The following is a 15,225-nucleotide window of genomic DNA, read 5'->3' on the forward strand; positions in this document are numbered from 1 at the left end:
TGATTGTGTAGTTTCCGCCCACATTTTCGGAGGCCCGCCGAGGCCCCGACCAACATCCAAGAAAGATAACCGCTCTATGGCAAAAGAAGAAGTCCTCGAATTTCCCGGCGTCGTCACCGAATTGCTGCCCAATGCGACGTTCCGGGTGAAGCTGGAAAACGAGCACGAGATCATCGCCCATACGGCCGGCCGCATGCGCAAGAACCGTATCCGCGTTCTCGCCGGCGACAAGGTCCTGGTCGAGATGACGCCCTACGACCTGACCAAGGGTCGTATCACCTACCGCTTCAAGTAAGCGCTCTCCCGACGAACGAATGCCGCGGGAGGTCGCATGGAGCTGAGACAGAAGCTGATACTGGCCTCCGGGTCGCCGCGTCGCCTCGACCTGCTGAAGCAGGCCGGGATCGAACCCGCGCGGCTGATGCCCATGGATCTGGACGAGACGCCGAAGAAGTCCGAGCACCCGCGTTCGCTGGCGCGCCGGCTTTCGGCGGAAAAGGCGCGCGCCTGCTACGACCAGATCCGCTCGGATCTTCAGTGGAACGACAGCTACATCATTGCCGCCGACACCGTCGTCGCGGTCGGTCGTCGCATTCTGCCCAAGGCGGAATATCTCGAGGAAGCGTCGTCGGCGCTGCATCTCCTGTCCGGTCGCAGCCATTGGGTGTTCACCGGCGTCTGCCTGATCACGCCGGAAGGCATAACCCGCCAGAAGGTTGCCGAGACCAAGGTCCGCTTCAAGCGCCTGTCGAGCCATGAGATCGAGAGCTATCTCGCCTCCGGCCAGTGGCGCGGCAAGGCGGGTGCCTATGCGATCCAGGGCATCGCCGGCTGCTTCCCGCAGAAGCTTGTCGGCTCCTATACCAATGTCGTCGGCCTGCCGCTGTTCGAGACCATGCAGATGCTCTCGGGCGAGGGCTTCGACGTCCAGACCGGCTGGACGGAGGGCTGAGTGATGAGTGACGATCCGTCGTCCCCTTCGGCAAAAGTCGCGCCCTTGCGCAAGGCGTTGCCTTGCCCGGAGTGCCGCAAGCCCTCGCAACGCGAGCACTATCCCTTCTGCTCGGACCGCTGCCGCACTCTCGATCTTTCACGCTGGCTGAAAGGTTCCTACGCGATCCCGGTCGTAGATGACGAATCCAGGGCCGAAGACGACGGTCGCGACTGAAATCTCACTTCGCCACGCATTTAAGTGCCTCGCGATCTTTCAGATCCGCCCATGGCGCTTATACTCCTTGTTTTGCCGCGTGTGGTCATCGCAAAGCCGCCGTGTTTTTTGCGCGACATGCTTTAGAGCGTGGCGGAAGTCATTCATTTGGCTTGGTTTTTCGGTATTTTCGCAAAGCTGTCAAAAAAGTGCTTTTTGGCGCTGGACATGGCCGAACAAGCTGCTATAAACCGCCTCGCTTCCGGGGGAAACTTCTCCCCCGCCGGTCGGAAACCCCACCGGATGGCTTCGCAAGAGCCTGATGCCCGGATAGCTCAGTTGGTAGAGCAGCGGATTGAAAATCCGCGTGTCGGTGGTTCAAATCCGCCTCCGGGCACCACTGCTTTGGGTAGTATTTGCCTCAGTTATCTCAGTCAATAATAGTGTAGCTTTTTCAGCGACTTAGCACCCGTTGCCTCGCTAAAGCAACTGCAGTTAGTCTAAGATCCGGGGCTTTGTCTGGTGGCTTTATGCGGTTGTCTCAGAAGGACTGGTCCAGCAGTCAAAAGTTTTCGATTCCCTGGCTTCAGTTTCTAGGTCTACCTGCTCGGGGGCACAGCCCAGAGCCCATGCTTCTAATTCGCATGTCGATGGTTCAAATCCATGTCGATGCAGTTATCCGAGGTCATCGGCCATCTTTCTAGTTGAATGAACGACTGAATTGGGGCCGCAAATAGACAGTCCGCCTTCAATCTCGAACTCTAAATCAAGACAGACTGATTCCCTGTCTCCCAGAAGTCATGCATGTGTGACTAGCAGACCGGGAGCGGGCGTGCCTGCCTGCCATCTTCGACCAGGTCCGCAACGGCAGTCCAGAGGTGATAGAGTGAGCTTGCAGGGATTGTGCGGGCAATCGGCATGTCATTCGTGTCGAGGCGGTCATGCCAGCAACCGGGAGGCGCTCCGGTCATGTAGGCCCCCAGAATGGCAGCAGCCACGTCGTTTGCCTCGACAAGATATCCTCGAAAACCGAAACGCTCGTAGAGTGACAAGAAGGCCTTCAGCATCTCCACCTGAGGCCAGAGCCGCCGCGACGGGGTAATGGGCCTAACCGCCGAAACGACATCGACAAGGAAGGGCGAACCCTCGATGCGCCCGATCGCTAGAGCGGTCGAGAACAGGTCAAGGCAGATCTTGGTGTGGTCGCTGTCGGCCAGCATGTCATGACGTGTCGTCAGCCACACCCATTCGCACATGTGACCGGGTTCCAGCCGATCCGATCCGTATCGGGCGGCGAGTTCCCATTGCGGCCCGAAGAACTCGTGAAGCGGCCCTTTTGGTCCGACCAGGAAATGCGAGCGCAGGAGTGCGAAGGCCCTACCTTCCGCCCTCATGTGAGCGGATGTTCGGTTATTTTCGCAAAGGGCCAGGGTCGCTTCGAGGTAGTGCATGTGCGGGTTCTGCCTGCGCGGCAGGCTTCCGTCGCTGTCTTCGGCCCACCCGCCGAAAGGATCCTTCAATGTCCGGTCGATTGCGATGAGTGCCTGATCGATGTGATGACGGTACATGTCCTTGCCTGTGGCTGTCAGCAGCCAGGAGAGGGCAAGCAGGATACAGGAACTGTCATAGAGGTCTCGGATGGGGTCAGTGATGCTGTCGGTATGGCGGTTGAAGGCTCTAGCGTAACCGCCACGCCTGCCGCCAATCCAAGCGACGCGGTGCAGATTGGCAAAGGCCGCCTCAGCCATTTGAAGTGAAGCGGGTGGTGCGACGCCGAGATGGGCCGCATGCGCATGCACATAGATCTGTCGTGCCACAGTTCGGCTACGGACCTCACCCGAACTCTGGGGCGATCCGTCGAGCGCCAGATATTCGACGAATTGCCCGCAGTGCTTGTCGAAGCCCAGTGCGGCCCAAGTCGGCAAAATGTCTTCAAGGAACCTTGATTTGAAAAGCGACAGGCTCACAACGGGTCTCCTCTCGGTCGCGTTCCAATACGGTTCATCGTCATGAACTCGTCGCGACGGGACGCATCGTCTCCAGAAGCCCACGGATCTTAATTGTCGTGAAGTTGGAATAAGAATCCGACACAGCATAAGGCAGGGCGATCAGATCGCCGTGTCGCATTGCACCGCAAGAATAGACAACATTGGGCACATAGCCTTCCCGCTCCGTCGGCTCCGGCTGCAGCAGGGGTTCGACTGTCCGCGAGAGAATGATGCTTGGGTCCTGCTTGTCGAGCAAGGTCACCCCGATCGCGTAGCGTCGCATAGGCCCCACCCCGTGGGTGAACAGGAGCCAGCCCTCGTCGATTTCGACTGGCGAGCCGCAGTTTCCAATTTGTACGAACTGCCAGGCAAATTCCGGCTTCATCAGCATCTGCCCTTCCTCCCAGTAATGCAGGTCATCAGAATAGAGGAGGAAGAGGTTTTCGCTGTCTTGCCGGGCAATCATCGCGTAGCGACCGTTGATCCGCCGAGGAAAGAGCGCCATGCCTTTGTTGCGGGCAGCAGGTCCTCGCAAAGGGGTCAGCGTAAAGCTGGCGAAGTCTGTCGTCTCAAGGAGTTCCGAGCGGATTGAGGAGCCGCTATAAGCCGTATAGGTTGCAAAATAAATGGTCTTTCCTTCGTCCTCGAAGGCCACGAAACGGGCATCCTCGATGCCGTTGGATTGGGCCTCGGTGACCGGGAAGACAACGCGCTCACTGAGGTCGCTATCACGGTTGAAGCTGAGCCCGATACACCCGGCCGGCGCGAGTCCGTCATGGGCATGAATGTCAGGCAGCCCCGCCAACCGTGTCGGAGGATCGACGGCCAAAGCACCATTCGGATCAAGCACACCCGAGCGGAAGGTTAGCGAGGAGATGTGGCCCTCCCCGACTGCCCTGAGACTAAGGATCACCCGCCTGCTACCCTCGACGACGCCAGACTGGTCTGGATGTGCAACGATACTGGGATTGAAGAGGGCTGCGGATTCGAACGAATACTCGTTCATGAAATAGGCCCCCACCAACTGCCTCTGTTGCTGGCTGAATCGCTGGTGATGGTGGAATGCATCTTCCATCGCATCCGCCCGCAGTTCGAACTGCCGCAGCAGGTTGCGATGCCGTCCGTCGAAATTGGCCAGGATGTCGCGCAACTGTTGGTCCGTGGCTATCGGGTCCAGCGACAGAACACGGTCGACAATCTCGTTCGCTCTGCTCTTGTCACGTGGGTTGAGGTGGCGCGGCTCGGTTGATGGCTTGAATGGGCGCACGATCACGCGTGTCGGGTCGGGCCTGAGATAAAGAGCCTGCCGGTTCAGAAGGCTGTCTTGGGGCAAAAGGGATCCTGCTCTGTCTGGATGAGGGGTGATCCGGCTCATGAGAGTTGCCGGAAAACGACCCCGGGAAGCATGGGCGTATGTGCCTGATGAACTCTCCCGATCTCGATTGAGGAGATCAGATAACAGAGCACGGATTCAGCGCCGCGATTCTCGTTGGGGCGGTCTGCGTGTAGGCCGTCACGGCAACTTCCCGTTTCCGGATCGACAAGGGAGATCCCATGATCGTTGCTGCCCGTGAACCAATTGAAGGTTCTGTTGGCAACCTCGATCCAATGCTTGTCGGAGGTGGCTTCATAAGCGGCAAGGCATGCCGATATCGTTGCCGTGGCCTCCACCGGCTGCTGATCGAATGGCTTCGGGGGCTCGCCGATTTCGAAGAAGCCCTCAGTGCCAATGGCGCGAAAGTGACCTGCGTCTGCAGTCTGCTGGACCATCAACCATTGAAGGGTAGCTAATCCCGTTTCGACAAACGCAGACACTTTGGTAGACAGGCCCGTGACAATCAAAGCCTGGCTAAGTCGCGCGTTTTCGTAGGACAGTCCTTCCTCGAACCAGCGGCGCCCGCTCTTCGACACACGCCGTTCCAGATCCATCAGATTTTCGGCGTGCCGAACGCGCAGCATACGTGCGTGGGGATCGTGGGGATTGGCCCTGCAGTAGTCGTTCAACCCGAGTAACGTGAAAGCCCAGGCTCGGGGAGAGCGAAAGCCGAGCGTAACGGACATGGCTTTCGCAAAGAGCGCGCTGGCCCAGCGGCGGCGAGGCGCATCGCTATCGGACAGCGCACAGCCGCCCAAGGCCCAGAGCGTCCTTCCGTGGCTGTCTTCGGACCCCTCGTCCTCGAGCCAGCGGCGATCAAAGCTCATGAAGTTGCGGAAACGACCTGTCTCCGGATTCCACGCATGCTCGACAAAGGCCGCAAATGACGCCGTCGTCCGATCGGTAATTCCAATCTCGGCAGCTTTCGACAGCAGAGAAGATAGAAGCAGCGCCCGCGCATTGTCGTCCACGCAGTAACCGTGGGACCTGTCGGGCACAGAAAAGACGGCATGTTGAACAATGCCGGTATCGTCACACATGGCGTGGAAATGACCAAGCTTCAACGCCGTTCGCTGCGCCGGCTGCTTGATCCGCAAGGAGACGAGGTCACTGACGAGTTTCGGCCGGGAGGATTCGCGCGCCTTTGCCATGCTCTCCAGATAGAGTTCGGCCACATGGGACCAGATCATCGAGCGTCCCGCATCGTATGCGAGGTGGCGCATGGCCATTCGACGGTCATCGTCGCCGAGCAAAGCGGCAATCGCCTTGCCAGTCGCCGATGCGTCGCCAAAAGGAACGAGAACGCCGCGTGCATCCGTCAGAAGTTCTAGGGCATGCCAGTAGGGGGTCGACACGACTGCGCTGCCCATGCCGAAGCTGTAGGCCAGCGTTCCAGACGTCATCTGCGCTTCGTCGAGATAAGGCGTCACATAGACGTCGCACATGGCGATAAAGTCGAGCAGTGTCGGCAGGTCAACAAAATGATTGAGGAATTCCACGGCGTGGTCGACCCCGAGATTTTCCGCGCGGTGACGCAGGCTGTCTCGATAGGTGTCGCCCTGTTTGCGTAATAATGTCGGATGGGTGGCCCCAAGCACGATATAGAGCGCTTGAGGGTTCTGCTCCAGGATCGCGGGCATGGCATCAATCACCACCTCGATGCCCTTGTTCGGCGAGAGCAGGCCAAATGTCAGGATGATCGGACGTCCCACGTAACCCCGTTCGACTTTGGCGAACTCCGGGTCATGAAAGGGGCGATCAGGTATGCCGTGCGCGATGACGTCTATCTTCTCTGGCGCAACCCCATAGACTTGCGTGAGCAATAGACGTCCGCGCTCCGCCATAACGACAATGCGATTGGAGTGTGCGGCGACCTTTTTCAGCACGCGGTGTTGTGAAGGGGTCGGATCCGCAAGGATCGTATGGCAGGTTGTAACGACTGGCACCCGCAGATGCGACAGGAGTTTCAGGATGAATTCACCGTCGGATCCACCGAAGATACCGAATTCGTGCTGTAGTGATACAGCGTCGAACCGTTCTTCGTTCAGGATCCTCGCCGCGGTCACATAATCTTCAGGCTCGGACTCCCTAATCTCGAAGATCACGTCGGGCGGATAGGCATAACTCTGCTCCTCGTCCGTGATGGCAATAATGCTGGTCCTGACACGGGTGGCGCTTTCGGCCATGGCGTGCGACAGATCACTCGTGAAGGTGGCGATGCCACACTGTCGCGGGGGAGAATTCCCTATGAAAGCGATACGCGTTGGCTTGTTCATGGATGTTCCCCTTCAGGGCACAATGGCAAGCTAGTTGCCGTAAACGGTCAAGACATCAAAATCATTGGGGTTCTACCGCTTCAAGTTCCCGCTCAAGGGCGACACGCCCCTGGTGAAGTTCAGCATTCCAGAGACGGTATTGCGGGCTGTTCTGATAGGCGGGCATCGGAGCCGCGACTGTGTAGGTAACGGCGACCATCGGCGACAGCCCCTTCGTCGTAACGAGGCGGACTATCTGGCCGATGGTAAAACGATGAGAAGGCATGCCGTTTCTCCTTTTAGAGGGCTAGCTCGACTTGGAGGGTTAACTCGACGTGGCGGGGACTACAGGCCTGACGGGTCGACGATCGATTCCCAATCACTGTTCCGAGACTGCAAGCAGTTTGTCCTTCTCCAGGGCGGCATCGAGTTCCGACGGGTCAATATCAATCAAGCTCTTCTTGTTGCCTGACGCTACCTCGATCATGGTGGAAACGCGCCGATAGGCGAGCCAGGAGAGCCCGGTGATCTGCTCCTCGTCGTCCAAAACATCGTAGTGACCCGCTGGGTACACGCCCTGAAGACCTGTCAGCGTGAAGGGTGCATTGAAATGTACTGTTCTCTTTTTCGTTCGCGTGAACATCTGATGTTCCAATCCCTTTGGTGACGTTGCGATCTTGGGGGCATCACAAGAGCCGATGAGTGTTACGGCTTGCTTGCCGAAGTCATCATGGTCCGGCTCGTGAACATGAGCACTGTGCACGTCTTGCCTGGACCGATGGGTTTAATCTCAACTATTGTCAGGTGTGTCGGTCGTGCCGCAGTCAATCTCGACCTGACATCGGCCAGGACCAGGATGTCATCGCCCTTCGCCATCGTCGCTCCCCTCAAGCACCTGGTTTTCAGCGGTTCCGGGAGGGGAAGAACTCCCGCCCTCATTTTCCCAGCGAGAAAGCGCAGCGCGCCCTGCAAGGACAAGCTGTCGCTTGGAAGCGGGGTATCCATCGGCCATGATCATGCCGTCGTTAATCTGTTCAATTATCCGATGCTCACGTGCGCGATCAGGGCCCTCCTGGGCCTCAAGATCAGAAGTCGCATAGTCTGAACGTTTGAGCAGAGATCGTAAGGTCCGCTGCTCTGCTTTCGCCTCAGCGTCGCGTGACGAGAGCCCGCCTACCATGGCAGAGCGAACAAACGTCCTTCAGGACGTTCATGGGCCTCCACCGCGCTGACGGAAACAAGGACTTCGAGTGTCATGGTCATCTCCTCGTCTGGATTACGCTGAAACTGTGATCGGCAACCAGTCAGCTCGCGAACCGCAGTGAAGAGCCGACAGCGTTCGTATCCATTTCGATCATCGACCGGTTGTTCTTCTGATACAGAGCGCGCGCGATCTCCAGGATTCGGCTGCGGCACTGATCGAAGGCCATCAGATAGCCTTGCTCCCGCAGCCTCAAGGCAGAGCTGTCCTGATCAAAAAGCCCCACGGACAGCAGGAAGACGATCTGCTTCAATCCATCGTGGCCGACAAACCGGATGACACTGCGGCGCTCGTCGTAGGTCCGTGTCCTATTCGCAAAGGAGAGGCTCATACGCCAATCCCCATGGCGGTCGTTTGATCACGACCCTCAGAGACACATTCTGCCCACGTGCTGACCGCGGCGATCAGCGCATCTGGCTTCCTCGTTCCATTCTGATAAAGTTCAAGCGCGTACCTGGCCGCCTTGCGGTCGAGTTCACACATCGGCTCCTGGTATTGAAACCCAGTGTAGCGAAGAACGTCTGTGATGATGCCGATATCTGTGATGCCAAGCAGAAGCGGATTGCCGTCGGAAGACATATCGTCCTCCTTTGCTGGGGCTCGGGTGCGTGCCGCCCGTAAAATGACAGTGCCCGTAAAGTGGCTGCCATTGATGTCAAAGTAGTGCACAAATCACAAATTGCAATAGGGACGCACAAGCAGCGCAAAGATGCGACGCTGGTGAATTTACAGGTTTATGAGACCTGCCATGCCCTACGACTGTCAGCGCGGGCACCGTAATTTATTCCGAAAACTCCTCTCCAGCCTTTTTTCTCGAATCCATCGGCTGGGCTCGAATTTCCGCCCGCTGATCTTGTTGTTTGGTGAACAGGGACCACGCGGAAATGAAGAGCGCCGCAATCATAGGGCCAATGACAAAGCCACTCAGGCCAAAGAGTGATATCCCGCCTACTGTCGAAATCAGAACGACATAGTCCGGCAGTCTCGCGCCCCCTCGCCATCAGAATACGTCCGATGCGCGACACATTGTGGCGGGCATCGACGGTCCACCAGCGACCGCCGAGGTAGACCTCGCACCAGGCACTGAAATCCATCGGATGCGGATCCTTTGGCACACCGATATCACCAAGATAACCGGTGCAATAGCGGGCGGAAATGTTGAGGCATCGGCAGAGCATGATGGTCAGATGCGCTAAATCGCGGCACACGCCCGTCCGGTCCATGAAGCCGCCATGGGCCGTGCGCATCGGGTCGGCCCGGTCGTAGTCGAAGGCGAGGTGGCCATGAACGAAATCGAGGACGGCCTTGCCCCGCGGCCAGCCGAGAGGTGTCGCGGAAAACTGTTTCCAGGCAAAATCGGTCAGACGATCGGTGTCGCAATAGCGACTGCCAAGCAGGAAAACCAACACATCATCGGGCAAGTCCTGAATTGGGAGTTGCACTGCCTGCCCGGGCAAGAGCTTCGGCACGCCGCGGTCGCTTACTTCGAACTGAGCCGATATCGTGGTCGTGCCGGGCGTCGCAACGATGCGCGTACAGGCGTTGCCGAAAACGTCAAGATAGTCCCTCTGCGAGCTCACGCGGTTAAACACAAGCGCCTGCTCGCTGCAGAGATCCCGTTCCCTCGATGGGTGAACCTTGAGGACCAGCAGCATAGGCGTGTCATTCTGACAATCATAGGCGATTTGAAACCCGGCACGTATCTTCATCGAAGCTGCCTCTCTGTCCTGGCTTTTCCAGACTCTGTTCAATGCAACGGCTGAGGCTCTATGGCCTTCCGGCTGACGCCTCCATCGGTGCATAACCTGTCACACCTTGCGGGACGGCTGGCCGTTACCTGTCGCCCATGGCACCGCTGGGCCCCAATCCCGATACGGGGTCTGCCGACTTTCACGTCACTCTAAGACGGGATGGCACTTTAGGTCGCGTGCACATTGAAGTCGATCGGTCGGCGATCGAGGATGGGGCCTCGCCAGGCCGTCACGAAGCTCCTTCAGCGAGGCCGAGATCTGGATCTCGTCGACGCCACGGGTCAGATGAACGTCGTTGTGCACCGTCGATACAGAGATCACGCGCTGGTGAGCCTTCGACATGACAACGGCTTTCCTCCGCGGTTAAGGCGCGCGTTGACGGCCAGCAAGTCCGGGAGCAAGCAGTAGCGCGAAGGCAGTTAAAACCCAATATTTCTTATCAGCCGACGAATAAGCTGACCCACGGCTTTCGAGGACCCCACAGCGAGACTTGAACGACCCAAATGAAGGCGCGAAGCGGCCACTCGCACGGCGACTGCGGGAACGTGAACTTCAGGTCCGAAAGCGGAAATTATTGCCGCTCTCCTGCTATGTTGACGTCAGCCCAAAGCCAGGGCACCCGCGCCGCTCAGACCACGCTTGCTCGCTCTAGGTACCGGCAAAAGGCGTTCGCAAGCTGCATCTGCCGCGGCGTCCGGCACTGCGCTTCGAAGACGGAGGGCGAGGCGACAAGCACGCAGATGCATTTGGCTCGGGAGGTGGCCACGTTGAGCCGGTTGAGGCTGTAGAGAAACTCCATGCCGCGCGGCGCGTCCGCATAGCTTGAGGTCGTCATTGAGTAGATGACGATCGGCGCTTCCTGACCTTGGAATTTGTCGACCGTGCCGATGCGGCCGCCGGGGATCCGGTCCTGCAACTCGATGACTTGAGCATTGTATGGCGCGATGATGAGGATTTCGTTGAGCGTAACAGGCGCTTCGACCCCGTGCTTGTCGATCCATGTCGTCCCCGCACCAAGGATCTCATCCACCAAGTCACGGACGCAGTCAGCCTCCTCAGGCGACGAACTCTGATTGCCTTTGGTCGGCACGGGTACGTAACGCAGGCCCGCACCGCTGACACGGCCGCCCGACCTTATCTCCTGCACTTCCAGACCTGGCCGTGGGTGAAGACGGCCGCCGTAGAACAGCTCAGAGGTATAGGCGCAGATGTCCGGGTGAAGCCGCCACGTCTCGGCCAGAAACAGCCCGCGGTCGTCAGCAATGGTCTGATCACCCCCGAGGATGTGATGGAGCGATGAAACGTCGGTGCCTTCCGGATGACTGCCCTGCATGGGCTGGTCAAGCTGTTGCGGATCCCCGAGGAGCACGATGGTCGATGCCGCCTGAGAGACGGCCAGCACATTGGCAAGCGCCATCTGCGCCGCTTCGTCGATAAAGAGTACATCGACGGCTTCGGCGGCATCGGGTGACGCCCAGAGCCACGCGGTGCCACCGCCGACGTGAACGCCGTGGCCTATGGCACCGAGCAGTTCTGGTGCTTTGGTCGTGAAGCGCAAACGGTGGATGTCGTCCTCTTTCTCGGCAGGTTTCTGCATACACTGGACATCTACGCCCATCGCGTCCGCCGCCGTCACCACGGCATCCAGGAGATTCCGTATCACCTTGTGGCTGTTGGCGGTCACGCCGACGGTCTTTCCAGCCTGAACGAGGGCGCAGATCATGCGGGCGCCAGTGTGGGTCTTGCCGGCACCGGGTGGCCCTTGAATGGGAAACACGCCCGTCTGTAAATGCGGTGCGATACGCAGCGCGGCATCGAGCGTGGGCTCGCCGTCCTGCCGGATCGACTGCCCGCCGATCCGCGGCGGCATCCGCATGAGAAGATCGCGGGCCGCTCTGTATCGGCCATCGCCCTCCATGCCGTTCGCGGCGACATGTTCACCGACGCGAACAAGCGCCTTCGCAAGCACATCGGCATCAATTACCTTGTGAGCGAAAACGGCCTCGCTGTGAACATCGGCTGTGTCGCCCCGCTTTTTGATGTCGACCCAGCGTTCGTCCAGTGACATCTCCTCGACCGTGCCGAAATGGGCGCCGCCCATGTTCCGCAGGCTTTCGCCGCCGCGCAGTTCCGTCTCCTGTGGCGGGAAGCTGTAGCGGTGGATCGGCGCCTTGGCGGTGCCGCCAGTTGCGCCGATGAAGGAAAGGCCGGACAGGCCCGCCCGCTCTTCGAGCAGGTCCTCCGACGCAAGATCCGATAGCCGGAAATACTCCCACCACAGCGCCTTCTGCTCCCGCCGGTGCCAGTCAAGCGAATGGGCAAGCAGCCAGCGCGCGTGCTGCTCCGGTGTCCGGTCGGCCGGATCGGGCGGCACGTCGCCGGTTAGCTGGTCGATGAGCGCATTGATTTTCTCCTGCCACTCGCTGAGCTTCTCACTCGGCGCGCCTTCCTGTGCCTCCGGGCGCGGCACATCCGTGCCCGCTCCGACCAGTTCATCACGGCGGGTCTCAAGCCAGTCGCGCAATTGCCAGGTCGAAACGCAGTCGTCCCTGTTATAGCCGGCGACCACCGTGCGGTCGGCATCATCGATGAATTCGAGATCGCCAAGCTCCAGGCAGGCCTGCACCTTAGCGAGCGCCATGTTTGCGTCCGACAGCTTCGTGTCGCGCGTGAACCCGTACAGCGGTTCGAGCTTTTTGATGGAATAGCTCTCGACGCTCGCCCGCAAGGCGTTCCGGACAACGCCGTACAGATCGACAAAACGCTTGGAGCGCAGCAGGAAGTCGATCTCTTCCTCGCGGCTCGCATAGCGGCCCATCAGCCGCTTGAGCGCCGCCGGCTCGTAGGGTGCGAAGTGGTAGATGTGCAGATCGGGGTGCTGTCCGAGACGCGCCATGACGAAGTCAATGAAGCGCTCGAAATTCGCCTTCTCGTCCTCGCGGGAAAAAGCCCAGTCGGAGGTGTAGCTGGCGGTGCCATCCGCGTCGGCGAAGCTGTAGCCGAACAGATATTCGAGCCCGCCTTCACCTGCGAAGGGATCACCTTCGAGGTCGAAGAAGATATCGCCGGAGGACGGGGCCGGCAGGCTTGCAAGCCCAAACCCCGGCACCACCGGCAGCAATTCGTGGAGCATGGCGCTGGCCGCGCGGCCTTCCACCTGGATGCGCGCCTGTTCGCGGACGCGCTCATAGGAATAGGCGGCCCCCCGCGTGGGCTTCCAGGCAAGCGGTAAGGGCATGACCGCAAGGTTGGCGGCGGTCTCGATGCCCTGGCGCTTGAGTTCGTCAATCTGGACTTTGCTGATACCGGCGACCAGGGAGAGATGATCGTCGGCGCGCCGCCGCTGATCGCAACGATCCTGCCAGCGGCAGATCTCGCAATGCGTTTTCGGGTCGGGATAGATCTCCGGCCCGTTGTGCTCGTCGATCGCGAGCGCGTCCCTTACCCGCCGGTAATAGGCCGCATAGTCGTCCATCCGGAAGATCTGCGGCTCGTAGTCGGACCAAGGGGCGACGACATAAGAATATGCAGGTTTTAGGCCCTGCACCGAGGCCACGAGGTCGGCATAAAGGCAGAGTTGCAGGACGGTGCCGCCCTTGGTCTCGCGGGCAAGCTTGGTGTCGATGACTTCATATGACCATCCGCCGAGATCGCTTGGCGTCTCGATACGGCGAAGAATGTCGGTGCGGCCGACCCAGGCGTTAAGACGAAACGCACCCTGCACGATGATGGAGTGGCCTTCAATCATCGCCGTGCGCGTATGCGCGACAGCATCGTCGTCAACCCCTACGCCGTCAATAACGGTGATGTCGAACCCCTGCGCCTTCAGGTGCTCGACATAGCCCTGTTCGTGGCGTGCGCCGCGCTCCCAGAGGATCTGCAATAGCGGGTCCCAAAAGGCGGGTTTGGAAAGTGTGCCGCGCGCGACTTCGATGTCCAGGCCAGACAGATGGCGGCAGTTCAGGTGCCCGACCAAGTCGGACGCGCTGAGCAGGAGTGAGTCGTTGCGACGCTGCATCAAATAGTTTTAACTCAAGTGGTTTACACGCGCTATTGCTTGTTTCGGAGCGCTGGACATTTTTAGGCTCCGAGAACTGATACCCAGTACACCGGTGCTAGCCATCGGCGGCAGGCCGCCTCCAATTCAAGAGCTGGCTAGGGAGAGGGCCGGTTATGGGAATGGCCATCGCCATTGTGGTTGACAGGAATGGGGGCGCAACGCAGAAGTTCTATTCCCATCCTCACATACTCAATATCTCCTGCTGCGCCTGCCACTCCACCGGCAGTTCGAGCATCCGCGTGAGCTTCGCCACCGTCAGATCAGCCGGCTGCATGCCGGTGAGGATCGCCTCGGTGATCTTCGGCGAGAGGAAGGCCATAGGTAGGATGCGGCTGATGTCTGAGTTGCTGAGCCCATAGATGCGGCAGAGGTCTGCAATGTTTGTGCCTGAGCCATCGGTGAGGAGCTGGAGGTAGAGGTGTGCTTTACCGATGAGTGCGATGAGATCCTGATCGGGTGCAGCCTTTTGCTGGTGGACACCATCAAGCACGATGCGGCTTTCGACCCCGCGCCGCTTGATGGTCAGGGGTAAGGTTATGGGTTCGATGCCAACGTCTGCGAACGACGTGGCCGCCTTGCTCTCTTCCTGCAACTGAGGCGCCGTCTCCACCGGGTTCATAAGCATCTGAACCAAGCGCCCTGGCATGATCTCGATGGTAATCTGGCCTTGGCCCATGATGATGCGACGGATGATATGGCGGAGGATCGCTGACTTTGCTGCGAGATCATCAAGGGCGGTGAAGCGGGTGGTCAGCGCTTTGGCATTCTCAAGGACGGCGGCGAGATGGGGCAGGGCGTCATGCTGCCCGGCCCAGGTGGCAAGGCGGGTTCGATCGCTGAGGATCGCGCGGAAGAGGTCTTCGACGATTGGCTCGATCGTATCGGCGGGCAGGCGCCAGGGTGAGGCTCTGGATCGACCTTCAGCTCCCGATGCTGCGGATCTGTGATTGCTGACGTAGTAGCGATAACGTCGTCCATGGTTCTGGGCGTAGCTGACGACGAAGGGGCGATGGGTCTCATCATGGAGGAGGCCGAGGATCAGATGTCGCTCGCGGGCATTGCCGGAGGCGCGTCGGTTCGGGGCGAGCCGCTTCAATAGCGCCTGCACCTCCGCGAAGACGGACGCGTCGATGATCGCCGGATGTTCGCCATCGTAGATGGCCTCCTTGTGCCTGACCTTGCCGACATAGACTGGGTTGGAGAGCAGGTGATGCAGCTGGCCCCGCCCGAACAGTTCTTTGGCGAGCTTGCGGTTTGGCCGGTGACCTGCTCCCCGGATTGTCCGCGTTTATAAGTTAGCTCTGTTCATGTTCTGGTCGTGTGTGGACCGGGTTGCAAACTCGTAAGGGGTCAAGCCGTTGAGGCTCGTGTGCGGGCGGTTCAGGTTA

General features: G+C 59.4%; 13 protein-coding genes, 1 tRNA gene and 3 pseudogenes. 4 read left to right on the forward strand and 13 right to left on the reverse strand.

Going from position 1 to position 15,225, the window contains the following annotated elements:
• Positions 1 to 76: 76 nt before the first annotated feature.
• The 4 genes from infA to NBH21_RS15435 all read left to right on the forward strand — a co-directional run bounded on the left by infA (position 77) and on the right by NBH21_RS15435 (position 1,547).
• A complete protein-coding gene (infA, locus tag NBH21_RS15420; protein ID WP_004435948.1) occupies positions 77 to 295 on the forward strand; it encodes a translation initiation factor IF-1 in 219 nt (72 codons plus the stop codon).
• A gap of 36 nt (positions 296 to 331) precedes the next feature.
• Positions 332 to 952 (forward strand): Maf-like protein, encoded by a 621-nt coding sequence (locus NBH21_RS15425; RefSeq protein ID WP_099056591.1) that lies wholly within the window; start codon positions 332 to 334, stop codon positions 950 to 952.
• Positions 953 to 955: 3 nt separating this feature from the next.
• Complete coding sequence (gene yacG, locus NBH21_RS15430) at positions 956 to 1,168, forward strand: DNA gyrase inhibitor YacG (protein ID WP_250913839.1); 213 nt, start codon at positions 956 to 958, stop codon at positions 1,166 to 1,168.
• Between the two features lie 303 nt (positions 1,169 to 1,471).
• Positions 1,472 to 1,547: transfer RNA gene (locus NBH21_RS15435), tRNA-Phe, on the forward strand.
• Positions 1,548 to 1,959: 412 nt separating this feature from the next.
• Here the strand turns inward: NBH21_RS15435 and NBH21_RS15440 are convergent.
• The 13 genes and pseudogenes from NBH21_RS15440 to NBH21_RS26265 form a co-directional block, all read right to left on the reverse strand.
• Complete coding sequence (locus NBH21_RS15440) at positions 1,960 to 3,114, reverse strand: AGE family epimerase/isomerase (protein WP_250913838.1); 1,155 nt, start codon at positions 3,112 to 3,114, stop codon at positions 1,960 to 1,962.
• Positions 3,115 to 3,154: 40 nt separating this feature from the next.
• Positions 3,155 to 4,510 carry a glycoside hydrolase family 130 protein gene (locus NBH21_RS15445; protein ID WP_250913837.1) on the reverse strand — a complete coding sequence of 452 codons (1,356 nt, stop codon included), beginning with the start codon at positions 4,508 to 4,510 and terminating at the stop codon, positions 3,155 to 3,157.
• Positions 4,507 to 6,786, reverse strand: coding sequence for a glycosyltransferase family 4 protein (locus tag NBH21_RS15450; RefSeq protein ID WP_250913836.1), 2,280 nt, complete (start codon positions 6,784 to 6,786; stop codon positions 4,507 to 4,509). The genes NBH21_RS15445 and NBH21_RS15450 overlap by 4 nt, the downstream gene beginning before the upstream one ends.
• Positions 6,787 to 6,847: 61 nt before the next feature.
• Positions 6,848 to 7,051, reverse strand: a complete 204-nt coding sequence (locus NBH21_RS15455; protein WP_244714271.1) for a hypothetical protein — start codon at positions 7,049 to 7,051, stop codon at positions 6,848 to 6,850.
• A gap of 93 nt (positions 7,052 to 7,144) precedes the next feature.
• Positions 7,145 to 7,408: a hypothetical protein gene (locus tag NBH21_RS15460; protein WP_244714268.1), complete on the reverse strand. Its 264-nt coding sequence runs from the start codon at positions 7,406 to 7,408 to the stop codon at positions 7,145 to 7,147.
• Between the two features lie 661 nt (positions 7,409 to 8,069).
• Positions 8,070 to 8,357 carry a DUF1488 family protein gene (locus tag NBH21_RS15465; RefSeq protein WP_250913835.1) on the reverse strand — a complete coding sequence of 96 codons (288 nt, stop codon included), beginning with the start codon at positions 8,355 to 8,357 and terminating at the stop codon, positions 8,070 to 8,072.
• Positions 8,354 to 8,605: a hypothetical protein gene (locus NBH21_RS15470; RefSeq protein WP_250913834.1), complete on the reverse strand. Its 252-nt coding sequence runs from the start codon at positions 8,603 to 8,605 to the stop codon at positions 8,354 to 8,356. Before NBH21_RS15470 ends, NBH21_RS15465 begins: the two co-directional genes overlap by 4 nt.
• A 202-nt stretch (positions 8,606 to 8,807) precedes the next feature.
• Positions 8,808 to 9,017 (reverse strand): annotated as a pseudogene (locus tag NBH21_RS26255) (hypothetical protein); the annotation flags it as partial.
• Positions 8,989 to 9,735, reverse strand: a pseudogene (locus tag NBH21_RS15475) (transglutaminase-like domain-containing protein); the annotation flags it as partial. The pseudogenes NBH21_RS15475 and NBH21_RS26255, both read right to left, overlap by 29 nt.
• Positions 9,736 to 9,921: 186 nt before the next feature.
• The gene (locus NBH21_RS26260) at positions 9,922 to 10,119 is read right to left on the reverse strand and encodes a hypothetical protein (RefSeq protein ID WP_425314495.1); all 198 of its coding nucleotides are present in this window, start codon (positions 10,117 to 10,119) and stop codon (positions 9,922 to 9,924) included.
• A 286-nt stretch (positions 10,120 to 10,405) separates the two neighbouring features.
• Complete coding sequence (locus tag NBH21_RS15480; protein WP_250913833.1) at positions 10,406 to 13,795, reverse strand: TM0106 family RecB-like putative nuclease; 3,390 nt, start codon at positions 13,793 to 13,795, stop codon at positions 10,406 to 10,408.
• 223 nt (positions 13,796 to 14,018) lie between these two features.
• On the reverse strand, positions 14,019 to 14,933 hold the full coding sequence (locus NBH21_RS15485; protein WP_250913832.1) for a hypothetical protein: 915 nt from the start codon (positions 14,931 to 14,933) through the stop codon (positions 14,019 to 14,021).
• Positions 14,934 to 14,939: 6 nt separating this feature from the next.
• Positions 14,940 to 15,116, reverse strand: a pseudogene (locus NBH21_RS26265) (recombinase family protein); the annotation flags it as partial.
• Positions 15,117 to 15,225 lie beyond the last annotated feature (109 nt).

Source organism: Ciceribacter sichuanensis (assembly GCF_024055605.1).
Classification (GTDB): domain Bacteria; phylum Pseudomonadota; class Alphaproteobacteria; order Rhizobiales; family Rhizobiaceae; genus Allorhizobium; species Allorhizobium sichuanense.

Bases quoted from the DNA above. Each gene is read 5' to 3' on its own strand.
- yacG (WP_250913839.1), top strand. From the start codon at position 956: ATGAGTGACGATCCGTCGTCCCCTTCGGCAAAAGTCGCGCCCTTGCGC.
- NBH21_RS15445 (WP_250913837.1), bottom strand. From the start codon at position 4,510: ATGAGCCGGATCACCCCTCATCCAGACAGAGCAGGATCCCTTTTGCCC.
- infA (WP_004435948.1), top strand. From the start codon at position 77: ATGGCAAAAGAAGAAGTCCTCGAATTTCCCGGCGTCGTCACCGAATTG.
- NBH21_RS15470 (WP_250913834.1), bottom strand. From the start codon at position 8,605: ATGTCTTCCGACGGCAATCCGCTTCTGCTTGGCATCACAGATATCGGC.
- NBH21_RS15460 (WP_244714268.1), bottom strand. From the start codon at position 7,408: ATGTTCACGCGAACGAAAAAGAGAACAGTACATTTCAATGCACCCTTC.
- NBH21_RS15450 (WP_250913836.1), bottom strand. From the start codon at position 6,786: ATGAACAAGCCAACGCGTATCGCTTTCATAGGGAATTCTCCCCCGCGA.
- NBH21_RS26260 (WP_425314495.1), bottom strand. From the start codon at position 10,119: ATGTCGAAGGCTCACCAGCGCGTGATCTCTGTATCGACGGTGCACAAC.
- NBH21_RS15465 (WP_250913835.1), bottom strand. From the start codon at position 8,357: ATGAGCCTCTCCTTTGCGAATAGGACACGGACCTACGACGAGCGCCGC.
- NBH21_RS15480 (WP_250913833.1), bottom strand. From the start codon at position 13,795: ATGCAGCGTCGCAACGACTCACTCCTGCTCAGCGCGTCCGACTTGGTC.
- NBH21_RS15425 (WP_099056591.1), top strand. From the start codon at position 332: ATGGAGCTGAGACAGAAGCTGATACTGGCCTCCGGGTCGCCGCGTCGC.
- NBH21_RS15455 (WP_244714271.1), bottom strand. From the start codon at position 7,051: ATGCCTTCTCATCGTTTTACCATCGGCCAGATAGTCCGCCTCGTTACG.